The 17,904-nt window shown below is 65.7% G+C and carries 14 protein-coding genes; 9 read left to right on the top strand and 5 right to left on the bottom strand.

All coding sequences use genetic code 11. From position 1 onward, the window contains the following. From QN358_RS07070 to QN358_RS07060, 3 genes are all read left to right on the top strand, one after another. A partial coding sequence (locus QN358_RS07070) for an HNH endonuclease signature motif containing protein (protein ID WP_323511972.1) occupies positions 1-827 on the top strand: 827 nt, incomplete at its 5' end. A 136-nt stretch (positions 828-963) separates the two neighbouring features. Continuing rightward, positions 964-2,511 carry an SDR family oxidoreductase gene (locus QN358_RS07065; protein ID WP_323511971.1) on the top strand — a complete coding sequence of 516 codons (1,548 nt, stop codon included), beginning with the start codon at positions 964-966 and terminating at the stop codon, positions 2,509-2,511. 134 nt (positions 2,512-2,645) lie between these two features. Further along, positions 2,646-3,227 carry a GDSL-type esterase/lipase family protein gene (locus QN358_RS07060; RefSeq protein ID WP_323511970.1) on the top strand — a complete coding sequence of 194 codons (582 nt, stop codon included), beginning with the start codon at positions 2,646-2,648 and terminating at the stop codon, positions 3,225-3,227. Here QN358_RS07060 and QN358_RS07055 read toward each other — a convergent pair. Both QN358_RS07055 and QN358_RS07050 read right to left on the bottom strand, forming a co-directional pair. Next, complete coding sequence (locus QN358_RS07055) at positions 3,217-4,248, bottom strand: carbohydrate kinase family protein (RefSeq protein ID WP_161580355.1); 1,032 nt, start codon at positions 4,246-4,248, stop codon at positions 3,217-3,219. The genes QN358_RS07060 and QN358_RS07055 overlap by 11 nt on opposite strands. Further along, a complete protein-coding gene (locus QN358_RS07050; RefSeq protein WP_136640953.1) occupies positions 4,241-5,164 on the bottom strand; it encodes a pseudouridine-5'-phosphate glycosidase in 924 nt (307 codons plus the stop codon). Before QN358_RS07050 ends, QN358_RS07055 begins: the two co-directional genes overlap by 8 nt. A gap of 72 nt (positions 5,165-5,236) precedes the next feature. Here QN358_RS07050 and QN358_RS07045 point away from each other — a divergent pair, with 72 nt between their 5' ends. The 4 genes from QN358_RS07045 (at position 5,237) to QN358_RS07030 (ending at position 10,104) form a co-directional block, all read left to right on the top strand. Continuing rightward, entirely contained in the window at positions 5,237-5,728 is a 492-nt protein-coding gene (locus QN358_RS07045) for a heme-degrading domain-containing protein (RefSeq protein ID WP_136640952.1), read from the top strand. Next, positions 5,725-6,129, top strand: coding sequence for a DUF6804 family protein (locus QN358_RS07040; protein ID WP_237280249.1), 405 nt, complete (start codon positions 5,725-5,727; stop codon positions 6,127-6,129). Before QN358_RS07045 ends, QN358_RS07040 begins: the two co-directional genes overlap by 4 nt. Positions 6,130-6,295: 166 nt before the next feature. Further along, entirely contained in the window at positions 6,296-8,467 is a 2,172-nt protein-coding gene (locus tag QN358_RS07035; RefSeq protein ID WP_323511969.1) for a DEAD/DEAH box helicase, read from the top strand. After that, complete coding sequence (locus QN358_RS07030) at positions 8,467-10,104, top strand: stealth family protein (RefSeq protein WP_136640950.1); 1,638 nt, start codon at positions 8,467-8,469, stop codon at positions 10,102-10,104. The genes QN358_RS07035 and QN358_RS07030 overlap by 1 nt, the downstream gene beginning before the upstream one ends. 62 nt (positions 10,105-10,166) lie before the next feature. Here QN358_RS07030 and QN358_RS07025 read toward each other — a convergent pair whose 3' ends face one another. After that, positions 10,167-11,204 carry a phosphodiesterase gene (locus tag QN358_RS07025; protein ID WP_323511968.1) on the bottom strand — a complete coding sequence of 346 codons (1,038 nt, stop codon included), beginning with the start codon at positions 11,202-11,204 and terminating at the stop codon, positions 10,167-10,169. Between the two features lie 178 nt (positions 11,205-11,382). Between QN358_RS07025 and QN358_RS07020 the strand changes: the two genes are divergently transcribed. Together QN358_RS07020 and QN358_RS07015 are read left to right on the top strand one after the other, a co-directional pair. Further along, a complete protein-coding gene (locus QN358_RS07020; protein WP_323511967.1) occupies positions 11,383-12,537 on the top strand; it encodes a magnesium and cobalt transport protein CorA in 1,155 nt (384 codons plus the stop codon). Positions 12,538-12,561: 24 nt separating this feature from the next. Further along, entirely contained in the window at positions 12,562-14,097 is a 1,536-nt protein-coding gene (locus tag QN358_RS07015; RefSeq protein WP_323511966.1) for an FAD-dependent oxidoreductase, read from the top strand. 24 nt (positions 14,098-14,121) lie between these two features. Here the strand turns inward: QN358_RS07015 and QN358_RS07010 are convergent, their stop codons facing one another. Continuing rightward, the gene (locus QN358_RS07010; protein ID WP_323511965.1) at positions 14,122-15,591 is read right to left on the bottom strand and encodes a maltokinase N-terminal cap-like domain-containing protein; all 1,470 of its coding nucleotides are present in this window, start codon (positions 15,589-15,591) and stop codon (positions 14,122-14,124) included. A 69-nt stretch (positions 15,592-15,660) separates the two neighbouring features. After that, on the bottom strand, positions 15,661-17,898 hold the full coding sequence (locus QN358_RS07005) for a S9 family peptidase (protein ID WP_323511964.1): 2,238 nt from the start codon (positions 17,896-17,898) through the stop codon (positions 15,661-15,663). Positions 17,899-17,904: the final 6 nt, after the last annotated feature.

The following is a 17,904-nucleotide window of genomic DNA, read 5'->3' as shown; positions in this document are numbered from 1 at the left end:
TGTTGGAAGCGTTGCAGTCCCCGAGGGTGCGCCCCCAGTTCGAAACCGACACTCCTGCTGGGGGCGAATCCGGCAACGAGCATTCAGGGGCAAGCCCGCAGGGCGCGGCAGCCCCCAACGAATGCCTCGGCCGACAGCCAGAGGATGAGTTGGTGGTCTCTGATGTGTTGACGAAGGATCGTCGTACGGGTGAGCAGTTCGTCTTCGACCGGTTCTACGACCTCCTGACCGTCGCCGCAGGCCTCACCGGTGCACCCCGCATCAATGGGGCAGCCCCGGTACTGAACATCCGTGTCGAACTCGACGACCTCGCCCAAGGCCACGGTGTCGGTTGGGTCGATGGGATTGTTGACCCGGTCCCGATGTCGAGTGTGGAACAGATCCTCTGCCACGGCGACATCACGACCACCGTCTTCGGTACGCATGGGGAAGTATTGCGGCACGGGAAGACGAAACGCCTGTTCACGACCGCGCAACGGGCCGCTATGGCGGCGCGGGATGGTGGGTGTGTGTGGCCGGGCTGCGACCGCGGCCCGTCGTGGTGCGAAAGCCACCACGTCGACGACTGGAAACACCAAACCTACGCCCCAGGCCGTACAGATATCGACAACGGGGCGCTGCTGTGTCATTTCCACCACACGCATGTGCATTCTTCTGAGTGGAAACTTGCCATGCAGAACGGGGTACCGGTGTTGATCCCACCGAAAAGCATCGACTGGGAACAAACACCACGACCCTGTTCCCAGATCAGATCGAGAAGACGCGGACCCTTGCCCACAACACCACTACCACCATGGGTCGGACAACCACGACCATACACAACCTGATTTCGGACTCTAAGTTCGAGCTTGCGAAGTAGCGCGTGCCCGCCACTGTGCGCGTCTTGCCTGCCGCGCTGAGTGCCTGCCGTCAACACCGTGTGGGGCGTGCCAGATCGTTCGCTGACCGGCGTAGCCTGTAACAGTGAGTACGAAACGAATCGCCCTTGTGACCGGTGCGACAGGGTATATCGGTGGCCGCTTGGTTCCACGGCTGCTCGAGGCGGGCTTTGACGTTCGGGTGCTGGTGCGATCTCCGCAGAAGCTCTCGGATGTGCCGTGGGCCGGCAAGGTCGAAATCGTGAAGGGTGACTTGAGCGAGAGGGCATCCATTGCCGACGCGTTCGAGAACGTCGACGTGCTCTACTACCTTGTGCACTCCATGGGCGGCAAAGGCAGCTTCGATGGAACTGAGTTGGCCTCGGCCCGAAATGTCGCCGAACTGGCTCTGGTCGCTCAGGTGAAACGCATCGTCTACCTGGGAGGGCTGCACCCGCAGGGCGTGAGCCTGTCGCAGCACCTGCGCTCGAGGGCTGCGGTCGGCAGTATCCTGATGCAGTCCGGCGTTCCAACGGTAGCTTTGCAGGCGGGCGTGGTCATCGGGTCGGGTTCGACGAGTTTTGAGATGATCCGCCATCTGACTGAGGTGTTGCCGTACATGCCGGCGCCGAAGTGGGTGCGCAACTTCATTCAGCCGATCGCCGTGCGTGACGTTCTCTACTATCTGATCGGGGCAGCAGATCTACCCGACGGGCTGAACCGAACGTTCGACATCGGCGGGCCCGATGTTCTGCGTTACGGCCAGATGATGAATGGGTACGCCGTAGAGGCTGGGCTGCATCAACGGCCGATCGCTCCGCTGCCGGTGCTGACGCCGTGGCTTGCCTCGCAGTGGGTGAATCTGGTTTCGCCGATTCCTCGCAACCTGGCCGTGCCGATCATCGAGTCGCTTCAGTTCGAATGTGTAGCGCAAGAACACGATATTCGGTCGCTCATCCCTGACCCGGAAGGCGGCCTCACGGGTTACCGCCGCGCAGTTCGCCTTGCGCTCGGCAAGATGCGCGATGGCCAGGTGGAGACGAGCTGGCAAGACAGCTATGTGCAGGGTGCACCGAGTGACACGCTGCCGAGCGACCCCGATTGGGCCGGCCACACGGTCTACACAGACCTTCAGGTGCGTGAGACCGATGCGAAGCCGGGCGACCTGTGGAGGGTCATCGAGGGCATCGGGGGTGACAACGGGTGGTACTCCTTTCCGCTCGCCTGGGCGGTTCGCGGTTGGATGGACAAGGTCGTCGGGGGAGTGGGGCTCAGACGCGGTCGCCGAAACCCCGATCACCTGCACACGGGCGATGCGCTCGACTTCTGGCGTGTCGAGCAAATCAAACGTGGCAACTTTCTGCGGCTCCGTGCGGAGATGAAGGTTCCCGGCCGAGCATGGCTCGAGATGACGGCGGCCCCTCGTGAAGGCGGCGGATCGCACTACACACAGCGGGCGGTGTTCTTTCCGCGCGGATTGGCCGGTCGGCTGTACTGGTATTCGATTCTGCCGTTTCACGGGTTCATTTTTCCCGGGATGGCGAATCGCATCACCGAGGCGGCGTTGCGTGAGGCGAAGCGAAAGAACGAGCATCCGGGGCCCACAGCACGGGTTGATGCGAGCAAAGCGACCACCGCAGAAGAGATCGCTTAGCATCTGCTTCGGTGCACACAGGGGTGGGCAGTCGCTGTGAAAGGTGCGTCGACTCTGGAGCTTTGGCTCGGCCAGCGAGAGAATGAATGACCGCGAAGCAGAACCATCACGGAGAAAACATCTCGGAGGCTCACATGCCCGAAAATTCAACACTCGTGTTTCTCGGCGACAGCCTGACAGCGGGCGGCAAGTGGCAAGAGTGGTTTCCTGATTTCGAAACCCACAACCTCGGAGTTGCGGGCGACACCTCAGACGATGTGAAGGCCCGACTCGACGAAGTCGTTGCCCTCGATCCAGGAACAATCGTCGTTCTCATCGGGGCCAACGATCTGGCCAAGAGGCGCACGGTCGAACACATCGTGCAGAACATCGAGACGACATTGGCGACACTGCGCAGTGAGTTGCCCGACGCCGAGATTCTGCTGCAGTCGGTGCTGCCGAGGGGGCACGAGTTCTCAGACGAGATTCGCGATATCAACCGCCATATCTGGCAGTTCGCGTCGAGCGTGCGCACGCACTATCTCGATCTCTGGCCGGCCCTCGGCCTCGCTGATGGCGAGTTGAACCCCGAATACACGACCGACCGGCTTCATCTCAATGAAGCCGGCTACGAGGCATGGCTCTCAGAGCTCGAGCCCGCACTCGAGCGTGTGCACGGGCTGCCGCCCAAGAGCCGCCCGATCCGGCTGCCGGAGCTGCGCAACATCAACAACTGACTCCGCCGAGGGTGCGGGGTGAGTGCAGCGGCACGAAGTGCGGCGGTCGGCCGCCAACGTGCCCGATGGCCTTCGACGCCGTCGCGACGCCGCGCTCGGCAGCCAAGGCACTGAGCGCTTCGAACCTCTTGGTATCGACCTCGTCGCTGGCTGGCAGCCCGCCCAGCAGCCCGCTGAGAAAGCCGGCGTTGAACGCGTCACCGGCTCCGGTGGTGTCGACAGGTTCGACGGGCACGCACGGGGCCTGTATGCGAAGGCCTGAGCTGGTGGCGACAAGGGCACCACGCCGACCCAGAGTGAGCGCCACGATTCGAAAGTGCTGCGTGAGCGCATCCACGATCGCTGCCGGCTCGGTGAGGCCGGTGAGGGCGATTCCCTCGTCGAGGTTCGGGAACAGGATGTCTGCCCCGCGCACCGCATCGAAGAACGCGGCTGCGCCGTGGTCGGCGATGAACCCTGACGAACCGGGGTCGACCGACACCGTGACCGAGTGCTGGGCTGCCCGCCGAATGAGTTCGGTGAACCCTTCGCGCGGCTGCCCGCTGAACAGCGTGTATCCCGTGAAGTGGAGGTGCGTCGCGGCCCGCAGCAGCTCGTCGCTGACATCGTGCGGTGAGGTGTCGACGTTCGCACCTCGCTCGGTGAGCATCGTGCGGGTGTCGTGTTCGTCGACGATCACCACGATAGTGCCGGTCGGCAACACGTTCTCGCCCAGCAGGTGAGGAGTGACCCCGGAGTCTCGGAGGGAGTTCTCGTGGCGCTGCGTGTCGACGACGTTGGTGCGACCCACAAAGTCCACGCGGGTGCCGAGCGAGCCGAGCCAGGCGGCCGTGTTCGCCGCCGACCCGCCCGCCCGGCGTTCGATGCTCGACAGGGTGTCTGTGTCGCTTCGGATGGGCCCCGACGGCCTGACGATGATGTCGTCGAACACATCGCCCACGATCACCACACGGGTATGCGCGGCGGTCGCCGACGAGAAGTGCCCAGCGACCCGGCCCGCGAGTGGGCCGGAGTCACTCACGGGTGCTCCAGGCCGTGGCGATCTCGCCAGCGAGCCGCACGTTGTTGCGGGCGATGTCGAGGTTCACCTCGAGGCTTCGCCCACCCGACGCGCCGACGATGTACGACAGCAGGAACGGCGTCACCGCCTTGCCCCGGATGCCCTGCGTATCGGCCGCAGACAGAGCCTCGAGCAGCACCCGGTCGTGCTCCTCGGGAAGCCACTGCAGCTCGATCGGCAACGGATTCGCCACGATGATTCCCTGCCCGTGGCCCAGCTCGTCTTGCGCCTGCATGACTGCGGCTATCTCCGCGGGCGAGTCGGCCGACCAGTCGATCTGCTCACCCGACTCGGTGAGCCAGAAGCTCGGAAAGTTCGTGGTGCGGTACCCGAGCACAGGAACGCTCAGGGTCTCAAGCCGCTCGAGCGTGCCCGCGATGTCGAGAACCGACTTGACCCCGGCAGCCACCACCGTGACCCCAGCGAGAGCGAGCGAGCTGAGGTCGGCTGACTCGTCGAAGGTCGTGCTCGCCCCGCGGTGCACACCGCCGAGGCCGCCCGTCGCGAACACCCGCACACCCGCCTTGCCTGCCAGATACGCCGTTGCCGCCACCGTGGTCGCACCGCTGATCTTCTTGGCCGCCAGAATAGGCAGGTCTCGAACACTCGCCTTGACCATGTCTTCGTTTGCAATTCGCGACACCCCGTCGGCGTCGAGCCCGATGCGTGGTACCCCGTCGAGCACTGCGATGGTGGCCGGCGTGACACCCGCGCTGAGCAGAATCTCTTCGAATTCCTGCGCCGCCGCCAGATTGCGGGGCCGAGGCAGCCCGTGCGAGATGATGGTCGATTCAAGCGCAACGACCGGGCGCCCGGCGGCCAGGGCCTCGGTGACGGCTTCGGAGATGACGAACGGCTGGTGTGAGCTGGGAGGCATGTGGTGCTTTCGGTCTCGGGTGCGGCCTGAGGAGCGGGCTGGCGTGCAGTTATTCGTTCTAGGCTAGGGCTTATGCCCTCACGAGACGATGCCATTTTCGACGAAGCCGAACACCTCGAACGTCTACGGGCACAGGAGCGTCTGCTGCAGTTCGAATCGTTCGACTACGACGATGCGTGGGCCGTCGGTTCGCGCCTTCGCGATGGCGCACTCGAACAAGACCTGCCCATCGCCATCTCGATCGTCTTCGGGCAGCAGCGCGTATTCCACGCGGGCCTGAGCGGCTCGTCGGCTGACAACGACGGCTGGCTCGAACGCAAGTTCAACGTGGTGCGGCGGTTCAATGAGGCCTCGTTCACGGTGGGCACCCTTTTTCGTTCGCGGGGCACCACGTTCGAGGCGAGCTCGAGGCTCGACCCGAACCAGTTCTCTGCCCACGGCGGCGCATTTCCGATTCGCGTTCGCGGCTCCATCGTGGGGATCGTCGGAGTCTCGGGCCTCGCTCAGGCTGACGACCACGACCTCGTCGTCGAAGCCCTCACGTGGTTGCGGGGCGAGCAGTGAGCAAGTCGTACCGCGAGCCGAACCGCCGGCCCGTGCAACCGCCGGCACGCCGGCCCGGCAGCGCAACCCAGTCCCGATACCCCACCTTCACCAGAACCGCGCTGGCGCCGGGACTGCTGGGTGCGATCATCCTGCTGGCCGCCGTCGCCGTGCTCAACTCAGGCTGGTTCACCATTTTTCAGTACGCCATCAGCATTCTCGCGCTGATCGTGTGCGTCTTCGCCTGGCAGGCCAGGCAATGGTGGTGGCTCATCGGGTTGGTGCCCATCGCTGTGATCTGGAATCCCGTGTACCCGCTCACGTTCGACGTGCTTCTGTGGGACGTCATGCACCTTGCCGCGGCGGTCATTTTCGTGGCCGCGGGCCTGCTGATCAAGATTCCCGTGTCGACGAAGAAGTAACCCGCCCGCGTCGGGTAGAATGGTCTATGCACCGCGCAGTTGCTCTAGCGCCGACCGTCATGCGTTGAATTCAAACACGCAGAATGTTGCTCGGCCCTGACTGCCGGTGTGAACCTCGTGCTGGCGTGCAGACGCCAGCTTCGGCTCACTACTCCACAGGAGGAGCATGTCCCGATCAGGCGCCCGCCGATCTACCCGCACTGTTGACAACACCGGTCTCATTCCGATTCTCGCGCGCAAGGTGCGCGAGGTCGAGGCCGCAGCTCAGCGCGGCAAGGTCGTTCCGTCGAACCGCACCAAGTTTCTGGTTGTCGCGCTGCTCATGCGCGAAGAGCGGGCCCGCATCAAGGGTGATGCCGAGCTCGGCGACGGCGAACGTGCCGAGCAGCTGAAACGCCTCGACGGCATCGCGGGCATCCTGGCCCAGACGGCCGCCCGCGACACCTCGCTCATCACCCTGCTCGAGAGCGACGCCGCGGTGTCGCCGGTGGCGCAGCGCATGCGCCGCGAATACCTGACGGATGCCGGCATCGAGGTTCCAGAAGAAGAGGCACCGGCACCGGTTGCTGCTTCGCCTTTCGCCGCCGGGTTCGGCTCGGGCGCCGGTTTTGCTCCCGGTTTTGCTGCAGACTTCGCCGAACGCCAGGTCATGCCGCAGTCGGTCAAGGCCCGCCAGCTCGCAAACCCCTTCCTCGCTCCCGACTTCAACGCCGCGGCCGCGCAGAAGCCCGCCTCCCGCGGGCGCCTGTCGAGCTGGGAACTGCTCGGCCCGCTCTACCGGGCGTTCGAGTACGGCTCCGGTGGAACCGTGGCCAGCATGGATCTGCCGCCCGCACCGGCCATCGACCGCATCTCGCCTCCCGGTCGCGAACTCATGCACCACCAGGCGCGGTTCATCGCCTCTGTCGCCGCCGGTCACCGCTCTTTTCTGCTCGCTGATGAACCAGGGCTCGGTAAGACCGCTCAGTCGTTGCTTGCCGCCAGCGTGTCTGACTCGTACCCACTGCTCGCGGTGGTTCCGAACGTCGTGAAGATGAACTGGGCCCGCGAAGTGGAGATCTGGACCCCGCACCGCCGCGCCACTGTCATTCAGGGCGACGGCGCAAACCTCGACGCCTTCGCCGACGTCGTCATCGTCAACTACGACGTTCTCGACCGCCACCTCGCCTGGCTCGGTTCACTCGGCTTTCGCGGCATGGTCGTCGATGAGGCCCACTTCATCAAGAACCTGCAGTCGCAGCGCTCGAAGAACGTACTCGCCCTCGCCGACCGCATCCGCCAGTTCGCACCCGGCGGCGACCCCCTGATGATGGCTCTCACCGGCACCCCGCTCATCAACGACGTCGACGACTTTCGCGCCATCTGGCAGTACCTCGGCTGGATCGACGGCGACAAACCCACCGCCGGGCTCATGGAGAAGCTCGAAGAGACCGGGCTCACCCCGGCCGACTTCGGCTTCTTCGCCGAAGCGCGCGAGGCCGTCATCGACATGGGCATCGTGCGCCGCAAAAAGGTCGACGTTGCAGCCGACCTGCCGGCGAAGCGGGTCGTCGATCTGCCGGTTGAACTCGACGATGACCTCGGCCGATCCATTCGCCAGGCCGAAGCTGAGCTGGGCAAGCGTCTGGTCACGCGATACCGCCGCTCGGCATCCAGTGCCGTCGGCGCCAGCTACGACACGTCAGACGGCCCCAACCCCGAACTCATGCGCATGGTCGCCAAGGCCGAGCTCGAAGAGTCGAAGGCGTCGTCGTCGGGCGAGAACGTGTTCACCATGGTGCGGAAGATCGGCCAGGCCAAGGCCGGCCTCGCCGCCGACTACGCCGCGCAGCTGGCCCGCTCGGTGGGCAAGGTGGTGTTCTTCGCCAAGCACATCGACGTCATGAACCAGGCAGAAGAGGCGCTGGCGAAGGCGGGGTTGAAGACCATCTCGATTCGCGGCGACCAGAGCGCTACATTCAGGCAGACGCAGATCGACGCGTTCAACAACGACCCAGCCGTCTCTGTGGCCGTGTGTTCGCTCACCGCCGCCGGCGTGGGGCTGAACCTGCAGGCCGCCTCGAACGTCGTGCTGGCCGAACTCTCGTGGACTGCAGCCGAACAGACCCAGGCCATCGACCGCGTGCACCGCATCGGCCAGGCCGAGCCGGTGACCGCGTGGCGCATCATCGCCGCCCAGACCATCGACTCGAAGATCGCCGAACTCATCGACAGCAAACAGGGCCTCGCCGCCCGCGCTCTCGACGGGTCTGACGTCGACATCACATCGACCGACAGCGTTCAGCTCGACGCCCTCGTGCACCTGCTCGAGCGCGCGCTGCTGGCGGGGGTGCGCTGATGATCTCCACCGGCAGTGCCGCCACCCACAACGTCGCCCTCGAGAATTCGCTCGAACCGGATGCTCCCGAAGAACTCTTCGGTGAGATCTCGGGTCTCACCGGGGCTCCGAGGTCGTGGCCGAAGCGTCACGGGCGCCCCGACGTCATCGTGCGAAAGGGCATGCTCGCCCTCGTCAACACCACACTCACGCCGCACGACGCCATGGTCGAAGACCTGCTGTTCGTCCGTCGCGCACTGATCGATTCGGCGATACCGTTCTTTCTCATCCGCGGCAACGACGAACGGCCGGTCGTCGTCGTCGACAAAGCTCTGCGACGAAAGCTCGAAGGGGCTCTGGCCGCGGCGTGCGAAGACGAGCCGATGTACTCGAAGACGGTACTGAAGACCGTTCGTGGCACCAAGCGCCCGCCGGTTCTGGTCAGTGAGGGAAGCCTTTCAGAGAGCCGAAAGGCGCGCATCTTCCGCGTGTATCGCCCCCGCGTCGAACCCATCGGCGGGCTCACCTACGGGTCGTCGATCGGCATCGAGCTGCAGCTGTGGAGCTTCGACGACGAGAACATCATCTGCCCGGTCGAGAACTCGCTCACTCGGCAGATCCTGCCCCGCAGCGAAGCCATTCCCACCACCGTCGACCTGTACGGCGTGCGCTGGAACACCCTTCGCGGCATGTTCGACGTGCAGGCCACCGACGTGGTGTTCGACATCGACATGGTCTTCTCCTGGGTCGACGGAAACGACATCGAGTACCAGCGTCGACGCAGGGCGCAGGCCAGCGAGTACGTCGCGGGCGACGGCGACGATTCGGATGCCCGGTACCGTCAGATCGACGAGCTGAAGTACGCCCTCAGATCGGTGTACCTGTTCGCCCCGTGGGTGCGGCGTATCTTCATCGCCACAGACTCTCCGAAGCCGACGTGGCTCGCCGAGCATCCGCGCGTCACCTTCGTTCGAAGCGAAGAGTTCTTCAGCGACCCGTCGGTGTTGCCCACACACAATTCGCAGGCCGTCGAGAGCCAGCTGCACAACATCCCGGGCATCAGCGAGCACTTTCTGTACTCGAACGATGACATGTTCTTCGGCCGGCCCGTACAACCGAACATGTTCTTCTCGTCGGGTGGGGTCACGAAGTTCATCGAAGCTCAGACGCGCATCGGGCTCGGTGAGAACGACCTCGAGCGCAGTGGTTTTGAGAACGCGGCGCGGGTCAATCGTCGCCTCTTGTTCGAGAAGTTCGGTCGCATCATCACGCGCCACCTCGAGCACGCGGCAGCGCCGCTTCGGCGCAGCGTGCTCACCGAACTCGAGCGGGAGTTTCCCGACGACTTCGCGCGCACCGCGGCGAGCCGGTTCCGGTCGAGCACCGACATCTCAGTGACGAACTCGCTGTACCACTACTACGCGCTCATGACGGGCCAGGCCGTGGTGCAGGAGGCCGCTCGGGTTCGCTACGTCGACACCACCCAGCGTTCGGGGCTCGGCATGTTGCCGGGGCTTCTCAACAAGCGCTCGTTCGACTTCTTCTGCCTGAACGATGGCAGCTACCCCGAGGTCTCGGCCGAGGAGCGCGCGTCGATCGTGCAGCTGTTTCTGGAGCAGTACTTTCCGTTCGCGGCACCGTGGGAGACCGGCGAGTAGCAGCGTTCGCGCTTATGTCGGGGTGCTACCCAACCGGGTATGCACCCCGACTACGCAGAGGCTCAGACGGAGACGCGAACCGCCGTAGCGGGCGCGAGCACCTTCTCTGCCGAGGTGCCGGGCACCGAGACCGCGACGGGCACCGAGACCGCGACGGGCGCTGCGACCGCAGCGATGGCGGGAACGGTGAGCGGCTCCTCGGCCACGACGGGTGCGCCAGCCGGAGGCGCGAATGAGACGCCGGCCTTCTCGAGGATGTCGGCAGTCTCGGCCGCGCTGACGAACGAGACCTCGGGGTAGTGACCGATGGGCACGATCGAGTGCAGCACGGTGTTCTCGAAGACATGGATGAGGTTGAACGCCTGCGCACCATCTTGGGCGCGGGTGCCGCCGACCTCGACGTTCAGGTCTTGCGTGTAACAGGTGGCTGACGCGACCGACACGGGAACCCCGGCGAACATGGCCATGCTGGAGTAGTGCAGGTGGCCGGCGATGATCGAGCGCACGTCAGAACCCTGGATGACCTCGGCGAGTGACGCCTGGTCGCGAAGCTCCACCATCACGGCGAGGTCGAGCACGCTCGGCACGGGCGGGTGGTGCATGGCGAGAATCGTGCCGTGCGGCGCGGCCGTCGACAGCTCTTCGGCGAGCCAGTCGAGCTGCTCGGGCGTGACCTCACCGTAGTGCGACCCGGGAACAGTGGAGTCGAGCGTGATGATGCGGAGACCGTTCACGTCGTAGACGCGGTCAACCGGCTTCATCGACGGCAGCTGGTCGAGCAGGGTGGCGCGAAACGCCGCCCGGTTGTCGTGGTTGCCCATGACCCAGATGACCTCGGCGCCGAGCTCAGCTGCAGCCGGTTCGACAATGGCGCGCAGTTTCTCGTACGCCTTCGGATCGCCCTTGTCGGCCAGATCTCCCGTGAAGACGATGGCTTCGGGGCGTGAACCCGAGGCATGCAATTCGGCGAGAATCTCGCGCAGATGGCCTTCGCTGTCGACCTTGCCGTAGAGCAGGTCGTCATTGCCGACGAAGTGTGTGTCGCTGAAGTGCAGAATGAAGTGGTCTGGCCGAGCGTACTGGGCCAAGCTGCTAGCCATCGAAGATAACCGTTTCGGGTAGTTTTACCGCGGTGTCAGGCGCATCGCGGGTATTTCTGAGTACCACCCAACCAGACGAAGCTGAACGTGTGGTAAACGCCACGCGGCAATGTGCACAAGTGTGTCATTCTGAATTCTTGTCTGAGGCAGCAAGAGCGGTGACGAAAGCGGGTGTGCGGTGAAGAGTGTGAAATTCTCGAGCGTGATGAAGGGAATCACGGCCATTCGGCCGAGCAGCCACCAGAACCCCTCGCGTGATACGGCGGCTCTCGCGGCAGATTCGGCTCCGGATGCCCGCGCCGAGGCCCGTCGCAACAGCACGATCGACAACGCCATCTACTCCGGTGGCACGCGGGTTCTGTCGCCCGCATCGCCGGCCGAGGCCATCACGGCACTCGAAACCATCCCCGATTCGCTCGGCTGGATCGGCCTCTTCCGGCCCAGTGCCGAAGAACTGTTGGCAATGGAGAACAGTTTCGGTCTGCATCCACTGGCCATCGAAGACGCGGTCGCGGCCCACCAACGGCCCAAACTCGAGCGCTACGGTGACGTGCTCTTCGTCGTGCTGCGCGCAGCCTTCTACGTCGATGAGCGCGAAGAGGTCGAGTTCGGCGAGCTGCACCTGTTCGTCGGGCCGAACTTCGTCGTCTCGGTTCGACACAGCGAGTCGCCCGATCTGTCGGTGGTGAGGCGTCGCATGGAGAGCGAGCCCGAACTGCTGTCGCTCGGCCCAGTGGCCGTGCTCTACGCCATCATGGACGCGGTGGTCGACCAGTACGCACCCGTCGTCGCCGGGCTTGAGACCGACATCGACCAGATCGAGGCGCAGGTGTTCGAAGGCGACCCGTCGGTTTCGAGACGCATCTACGAACTCTCGCAGGAGGTGCTCGACTTTCAGCGGGCCACCCTTCCGCTCACCGCCATGCTGACGAACCTCCGCACACTGTTCGAGCAGGTCGAAGGCACTCTCGAACTCAAACGCGCCTTTCGTGACGTCGCCGACCACGTGACCGTGGTCAACGACCGCGTCGACGGCTTTCGGCAGACCCTGCGCGAGATTCTGACGGTGAACGCCACCCTCGTGGCGCAACGGCAGAACGAAGACATGAAGAAGCTCGCCGAGACGAGCAATCACCAGAACGATGAGGTGAAGAAGATCTCGGCGTGGGCCGCCATCTTCTTCGCCCCCACGGTGGTCACCGGAATCTACGGCATGAACTTCGACAACATGCCCGAACTGCACTTCACCTGGGGCTACCCGGCCGCGATCGGGCTGATGGTGGCGCTCAGTGTAGGCCTTTACGGCATGTTCAAGAAGCGCGGTTGGCTGTGAGCGAGTCGAGCGTACTGTGACTGCATGACGACATCGCTCTGGCTGGCCGAATCGAACCCGATCAGTACCGATCCGTTCGTCGACGGGGAAAAGTACGACGAGGTGATCGTCGGAGCCGGCCTCACCGGGCTGGTCACCGCGCTGCTGTTTGCTCGTGCCGGCAAGAAGGTGGCCGTGCTCGAGGCCCGCTTCATCGGCGCCACAGCGAGCGGAAACACCACAGCGAAGCTGTCGCTGCTGCAGGGCAGCCAACTGCAGAGCATCACGTCGCACACCTACCAGGCCGTGACCCAGGCCTACGTCGACGGCAACCGCGCGGGCCAGCGCTGGCTGCTCGACTACATCGAATCACGGGGCATCGCCGTGCAGTTTCGGGATGCCGTCAGCTACGCCGGTACGCCCGACGGGGTGTCGACGATCGAGAAGGAGTATCGGGTCGCGCGCTCGGTGGGGCTGGATGTTCGCCTCACGGCCGAGCTCGACCTGCCGTTCGAGACGTTCGGGGCCGTCGTGCTGCCCGAGCAGGCGCAGTTCGACCCGCTCGACGTGCTCACGGCACTGGCCGCCGACGTTCGCGCACTCGGCGGGGTCGTCGTCGACCAGACCCGCGTGGTCGCGGTGAAGGCGGGTGCCAGAGATTCGGGCTCCGCGCGGGTGCGCACGTCTCGGGGCGAGGTCTCCACCGATCATGTGCACCTCACCACGGGCTCGCCGATTCTCGATCGAGGGCTGTACTTCGCGAAGCTGAGCGCGAAGAGGTCGTACGTGACGTCGTACACGCTGCCTGGCAGTGGTGCGGGTGCGGCGCAGCTGCCCGAGGGCATGTTCCTGTCGGTCGACTCGCCGAGCCGGTCGCTGCGAACGGCGCCGGTCAGGCCCAGGCTCGGCGAGGCGGGCGACGGCGTTCAGTTGCTGGTGGGCGGCAACGGGCATCCGGTCGGCCGCGAACCGTCGACCCAGCTGATGATCGACGACCTGCACGAGTGGACCGAACGGTACTTTCCGGGCGCCCAGCCCACCCATTCGTGGAGCGCTCAAGACTACGAGACGCCGCACCGGGTTCCGTTCGTCGGCTGGCTGCCCCGCGGTCGCGGTCGCATCTACCTCGCGACGGGGTACGACAAGTGGGGTATGACCAACGCAGTCATGGCCGCACTCACGCTCGTCAGTGACGTGCTCGGCGACAGCCCCGAGTGGGCCGTCGTCATGCACCACCGCGCCACGTTGCCGGTGGCCATCGCCTCAGGCCTCGGCTCGAACGCGGCGGTGGGCTGGTGGGCCCTGAAGGGGTGGGCTGGGGCTCTGCTCGGCCCGGGTCTGGATGCCCTGCCCGAGCCGCACGAACGCGAGGGGTTGATCGGGCGTGCGGGGCTCCGCCCCACCGGTGTCTCGACGGTCGACGGCCGTACCTGCGCGGTCTCAGCTGTGTGCCCGCACCTCGGCGGGGTTCTGACCTGGAACAACGCCGAAGCGTCGTGGGACTGCCCTCTGCACGGCTCGCGCTTCGACGCGTCGGGTGCCCTGCTCGAGGGGCCCGCGACCCGCGACCTCAAGCGGTAGCCAGCGCGCGCGGCTGCGGGCGGGTCAGACGCCGGAGTCGCCTGCCAGCCGCGCGACGGCAGTGGTCGGGATCGACAGCCACGTGGGGCGGTTTCGCACCTCGTAGATGGCCTCGTACAGCGCCTTGTCGATCTCGAACGCATCGAGCAGGGCGTGATTGGCATGCAGGTCGAAACCCGAGCGGGCGATGTAACCGTCGAGGAACGCGGCGCGGGCATCCAGAGCCCACTGAGCGGCCGCCGTCACGGCATCATTCTGCGCGCTCTCGGCCGATGCGACCGCGAGGCTCTGGCCGTACGAGCCGGCGACGTAGTCGAACGAGCGCAGCATTCCGGCGATGTCGCGGAGCGCGAGGTCGGGCTGGCTGCGCTCGACCATCGGGCGCAGCGGCTCGCCTTCGAAGTCGACGATCACCCAGCCGCCGTTCGGCAGCGCGAGCACCTGGCCGAGGTGGTAGTCGCCGTGGATGCGCTGCAGTCGTGGCCACGGAGTCGCCTCGGCCGCCGCGAACAGCTTCTCGATGGCCGCGCTGTACTGGGCGAGTTCGGGTACTTCGCGAACGGCGCCTCCGTGGCGTCGGCGCATGCTCGCCATGACCCCCGCAATGAGATCGGGAGAGGGCTCGAGAGTGGGCAGCACGTCGGCGAGGGTCTGGTGGATCTCGGCCGTGGCCTCACCGAGCGCGCGGGCGGCGTCGATGAACGAGTGCCCGTTTTCGGCAACATCGCGGGCCACGGCGTCGAGGGCCACGCGCCAGGCGTCTTGCACACCCGGCAGGAACTCCTGCGCGAAGGCGAGGTGGCCCGAGGTGCGGCCGTCGGGCATGCGGGTGTCATCCCACTGACCCACGACGCTGCCGATCGACGCGGGAACCTTCATCGACCCGGCTTTAGCGAGGGCCGACTGCAGCACGACGTCAGGATTGTTGCCGTGGTGCAGCACTCGGAAGACCTTGCAGATGACGGGCGTGTGCGGCTCGCCGCCGGGGCCCTCGACCCTGATGATGATCGACGTGTTCGACTGTTCGCCGCTCAGAACTTTGGCGCCGGTGGTGACGAGTGGATGCCCGGCGACCTGGCTGCGGCCCGACGCCGTCACTCCGTGTGAGGGGTCGGTCACGGCGTCAGCGGTGATGAGGTCGAGAAGCGCGGCGGCGTAGGCCGGGTCGTGGGCGCCGTCGTAGACGTGCAGGCGGGTGGGGGTGAGGGTCGTGACGAGCGAGGCGGCCAGGGCTGGGAGCGCTTCGCTTCGAAAGGTGAGCGGCACCTGGTAGAGCTTCGACTGCTGCCCTCCGGCGTCGAGCACGAGCCACGTCGCGACGCGAACGTCGGCGGCTTGCGTCGTCTCGGATGCAGTCGAGTCGACGTCGAAACTGCCGATGAGCCGGAGTGCGGGGGTGGTGCCTTTGCCTGCGAACCAGCGCTGCGCGGGCATCCATTCGGCAAGCGCAGCGAGAACGGCGTCACGATGGTCGTCGGTCAATGTTTCAGCCATGCTTACACCCTACAAGTCACGACCCTGCGCGGCCGGGGCGTGCGCGCACGCCCGAAACGGTATATAGGCTCAGGGGGTTTGGGTGCGGCCGAGAACGTCGAGCATCCAGGCTGATTCGTAGGCCGTTTCTTTCCAGCGCTCGTAGCGGCCGCTGACGCCGCCGTGGCCCGCGGTCATCTCGATCTTCAGCAGCGGGTCGGCGCCAGCCTCACGCAGGCGCGCGACCCATTTCGCTGGCTCGACGTAGAGCACGCGTGTGTCGTTGAGGCTCGTGACAGCGAGGATGCGCGGGTACCTGACCCCGTCACGCACGTTCTCGTAGGGCGAATACGTCTTCATGTACGCATACACCTCTGGGTCGTGGAGGGGGTCTCCCCACTCATCCCACTCGATGACGGTGAGCGGAAGCGACGGGTCGAGAATCGACGTCAGCGCATCGACGAACGGAACCTGCGCGAGAATGCCCGCGAACAGCTCAGGCGCGTCGTTTGCGACCGCACCCATCAGGAGCCCGCCCGCGCTGCCGCCCTGAGCGACGAGCAGTTCGGGGGTCGTCTGGCCGATCTCGACGAGGTGCCGCGCCGCCGCGATGAAATCGCTGAAGGTGTTTCGTTTCGTGAGGGTCTTGCCGCTCTCGTACCACCAGCGGCCGAGCTCTCCGCCGCCCCGAACGTGCGCGATGGCGAAGACCACCCCCCGGTCGAGCAGCGACAGCCTGGCGACCGAGAACGACGGGTCGATGCTCGCCTCGTACGACCCGTACCCGTAGAGAATCAGCGGAGCTGGCCCGGTGTGCGCGAAGTTGTCAACGCCAGGCGCGTCGGAGTCGCCCGGCGTCAGGTACACCAGCGACAAGGGCACGCGGGTTCCGTCGGGCGCAGTGGCCCACTCGCGCCGCTGCGTGTACCGCGACGAGTCGTACCCGCCCAGAACGGGTTGCTGCTTCAGCAGGCGCAGTTCACCCGTCGCCACCACGTAGTCGTACACCGTCGACGGCGTCACGAACGAGGTGAATCCCACCCGTAGTGTGGGCTGCCGCCACTCGGGGTTGCCGCCGGTGCCCGACGCGAACAGCGGCTCATCGAACGGAAGCTCGACGAGTTCGCCGTACCCCGCCGAGTCATGTACACCTGCGCCATCAGCTGTGCCATCACCAGTCCCAGCCAGCCGGATGACCGCCACCCTGCTGAGCGCATCGCGGCGGTATTGAACGCTGAGGTGGGTCTCGAACGCGTCGACGCTCTCGAGCCGGCGTTCGGGGTCGTGCGCCAGAACGGTGTGCTGGCGGGCGGAGTCGGTGGGGGCATCCACCGGCACCTCGACCAGCTCGAAGTTGTCACCGTTGCGGTTGTGCGTGATGAGGAGCTTGTCGACGCCGCCGATGACGGCGTGCTCGACCGAATACTCGACGCCCTCGACTCGCGGCCAGACGACAGCGAACTCGCCCTCGGGGTCTGCCGCGTCGAGCAGGTAGGCCTCGCTCGTGATGCTCGAACCCACGCCGATCTCGAGATACCTACGGCTGCGCGTGAGCCCCACCCCCACCCAGTAGCGCTCGTCGGGCTCGGTGAAGACGGAGACGTCAGCGTTCGTCTCGCCCTGAACGCCGCCCACCCGGTGCCGCCACACCGTGTCGGGCCGCCACGCGTCATCGACCGTCGGGTAGAACACGTGCGACGCATCGAGAGAGAAGGTGGCCCCCGGCGCCGTGTTCTCGACCACATCGGCGAGGTCGGCGCCCGTCAGCAGGTTTCGGATGCGCAGGGTGTACCGCTCGTCACCGACAGTGTCGATCGCATAGGCGAGCAGGGTTCCGTCGGTGCTCACGTCGAAACTGCCGAGCGAGTAGAAATCGGTGCCCTCGGCTTCGACGTTGTCGTCGAGCACCACCACCTCGCCCGGTACCGGCTCACCCGCGACGAGTTGCGGCGGCTGCCAGTCGTCTCGCCCGCTGATGGGTGCCCGCGCGTGAACGCCGTACTGCTTGCCTTCGACCGTGCGCGTGTAGTACCACCACTCGCCTTCCCGCACGGGCACCGACAAGTCGGTCTCGAGCGTTCGAGCCTTGATCTCGTCGAAGATGCGCGAGCGGAGCCCGGCCAGATGGGCGGTCTGCTGGTCGGCGAACGTGTTCTCGGCGGCGAGGTGCGCCAGCACCTCGTCGTTCTCGGGGTCGCGCAGCCACTCGTAGTTGTCGACGAACTCGTCGCCGTGGTGGCGGCGGGTGTGTGCGATCTTCGCGGCTACCGGCGCCGTGGCCGGTGCGACAGCGGGGGTACGGGCAGGGGTGCTCTCAGGCTCGTGCATGTGTCT

The sequence above is a fragment of the Subtercola sp. RTI3 genome, assembly GCF_035018625.1.
Taxonomy (GTDB): Bacteria; Actinomycetota; Actinomycetes; order Actinomycetales; family Microbacteriaceae; genus Subtercola; species Subtercola vilae.
This window is presented reverse-complemented; position numbering and strand designations above follow the sequence as displayed.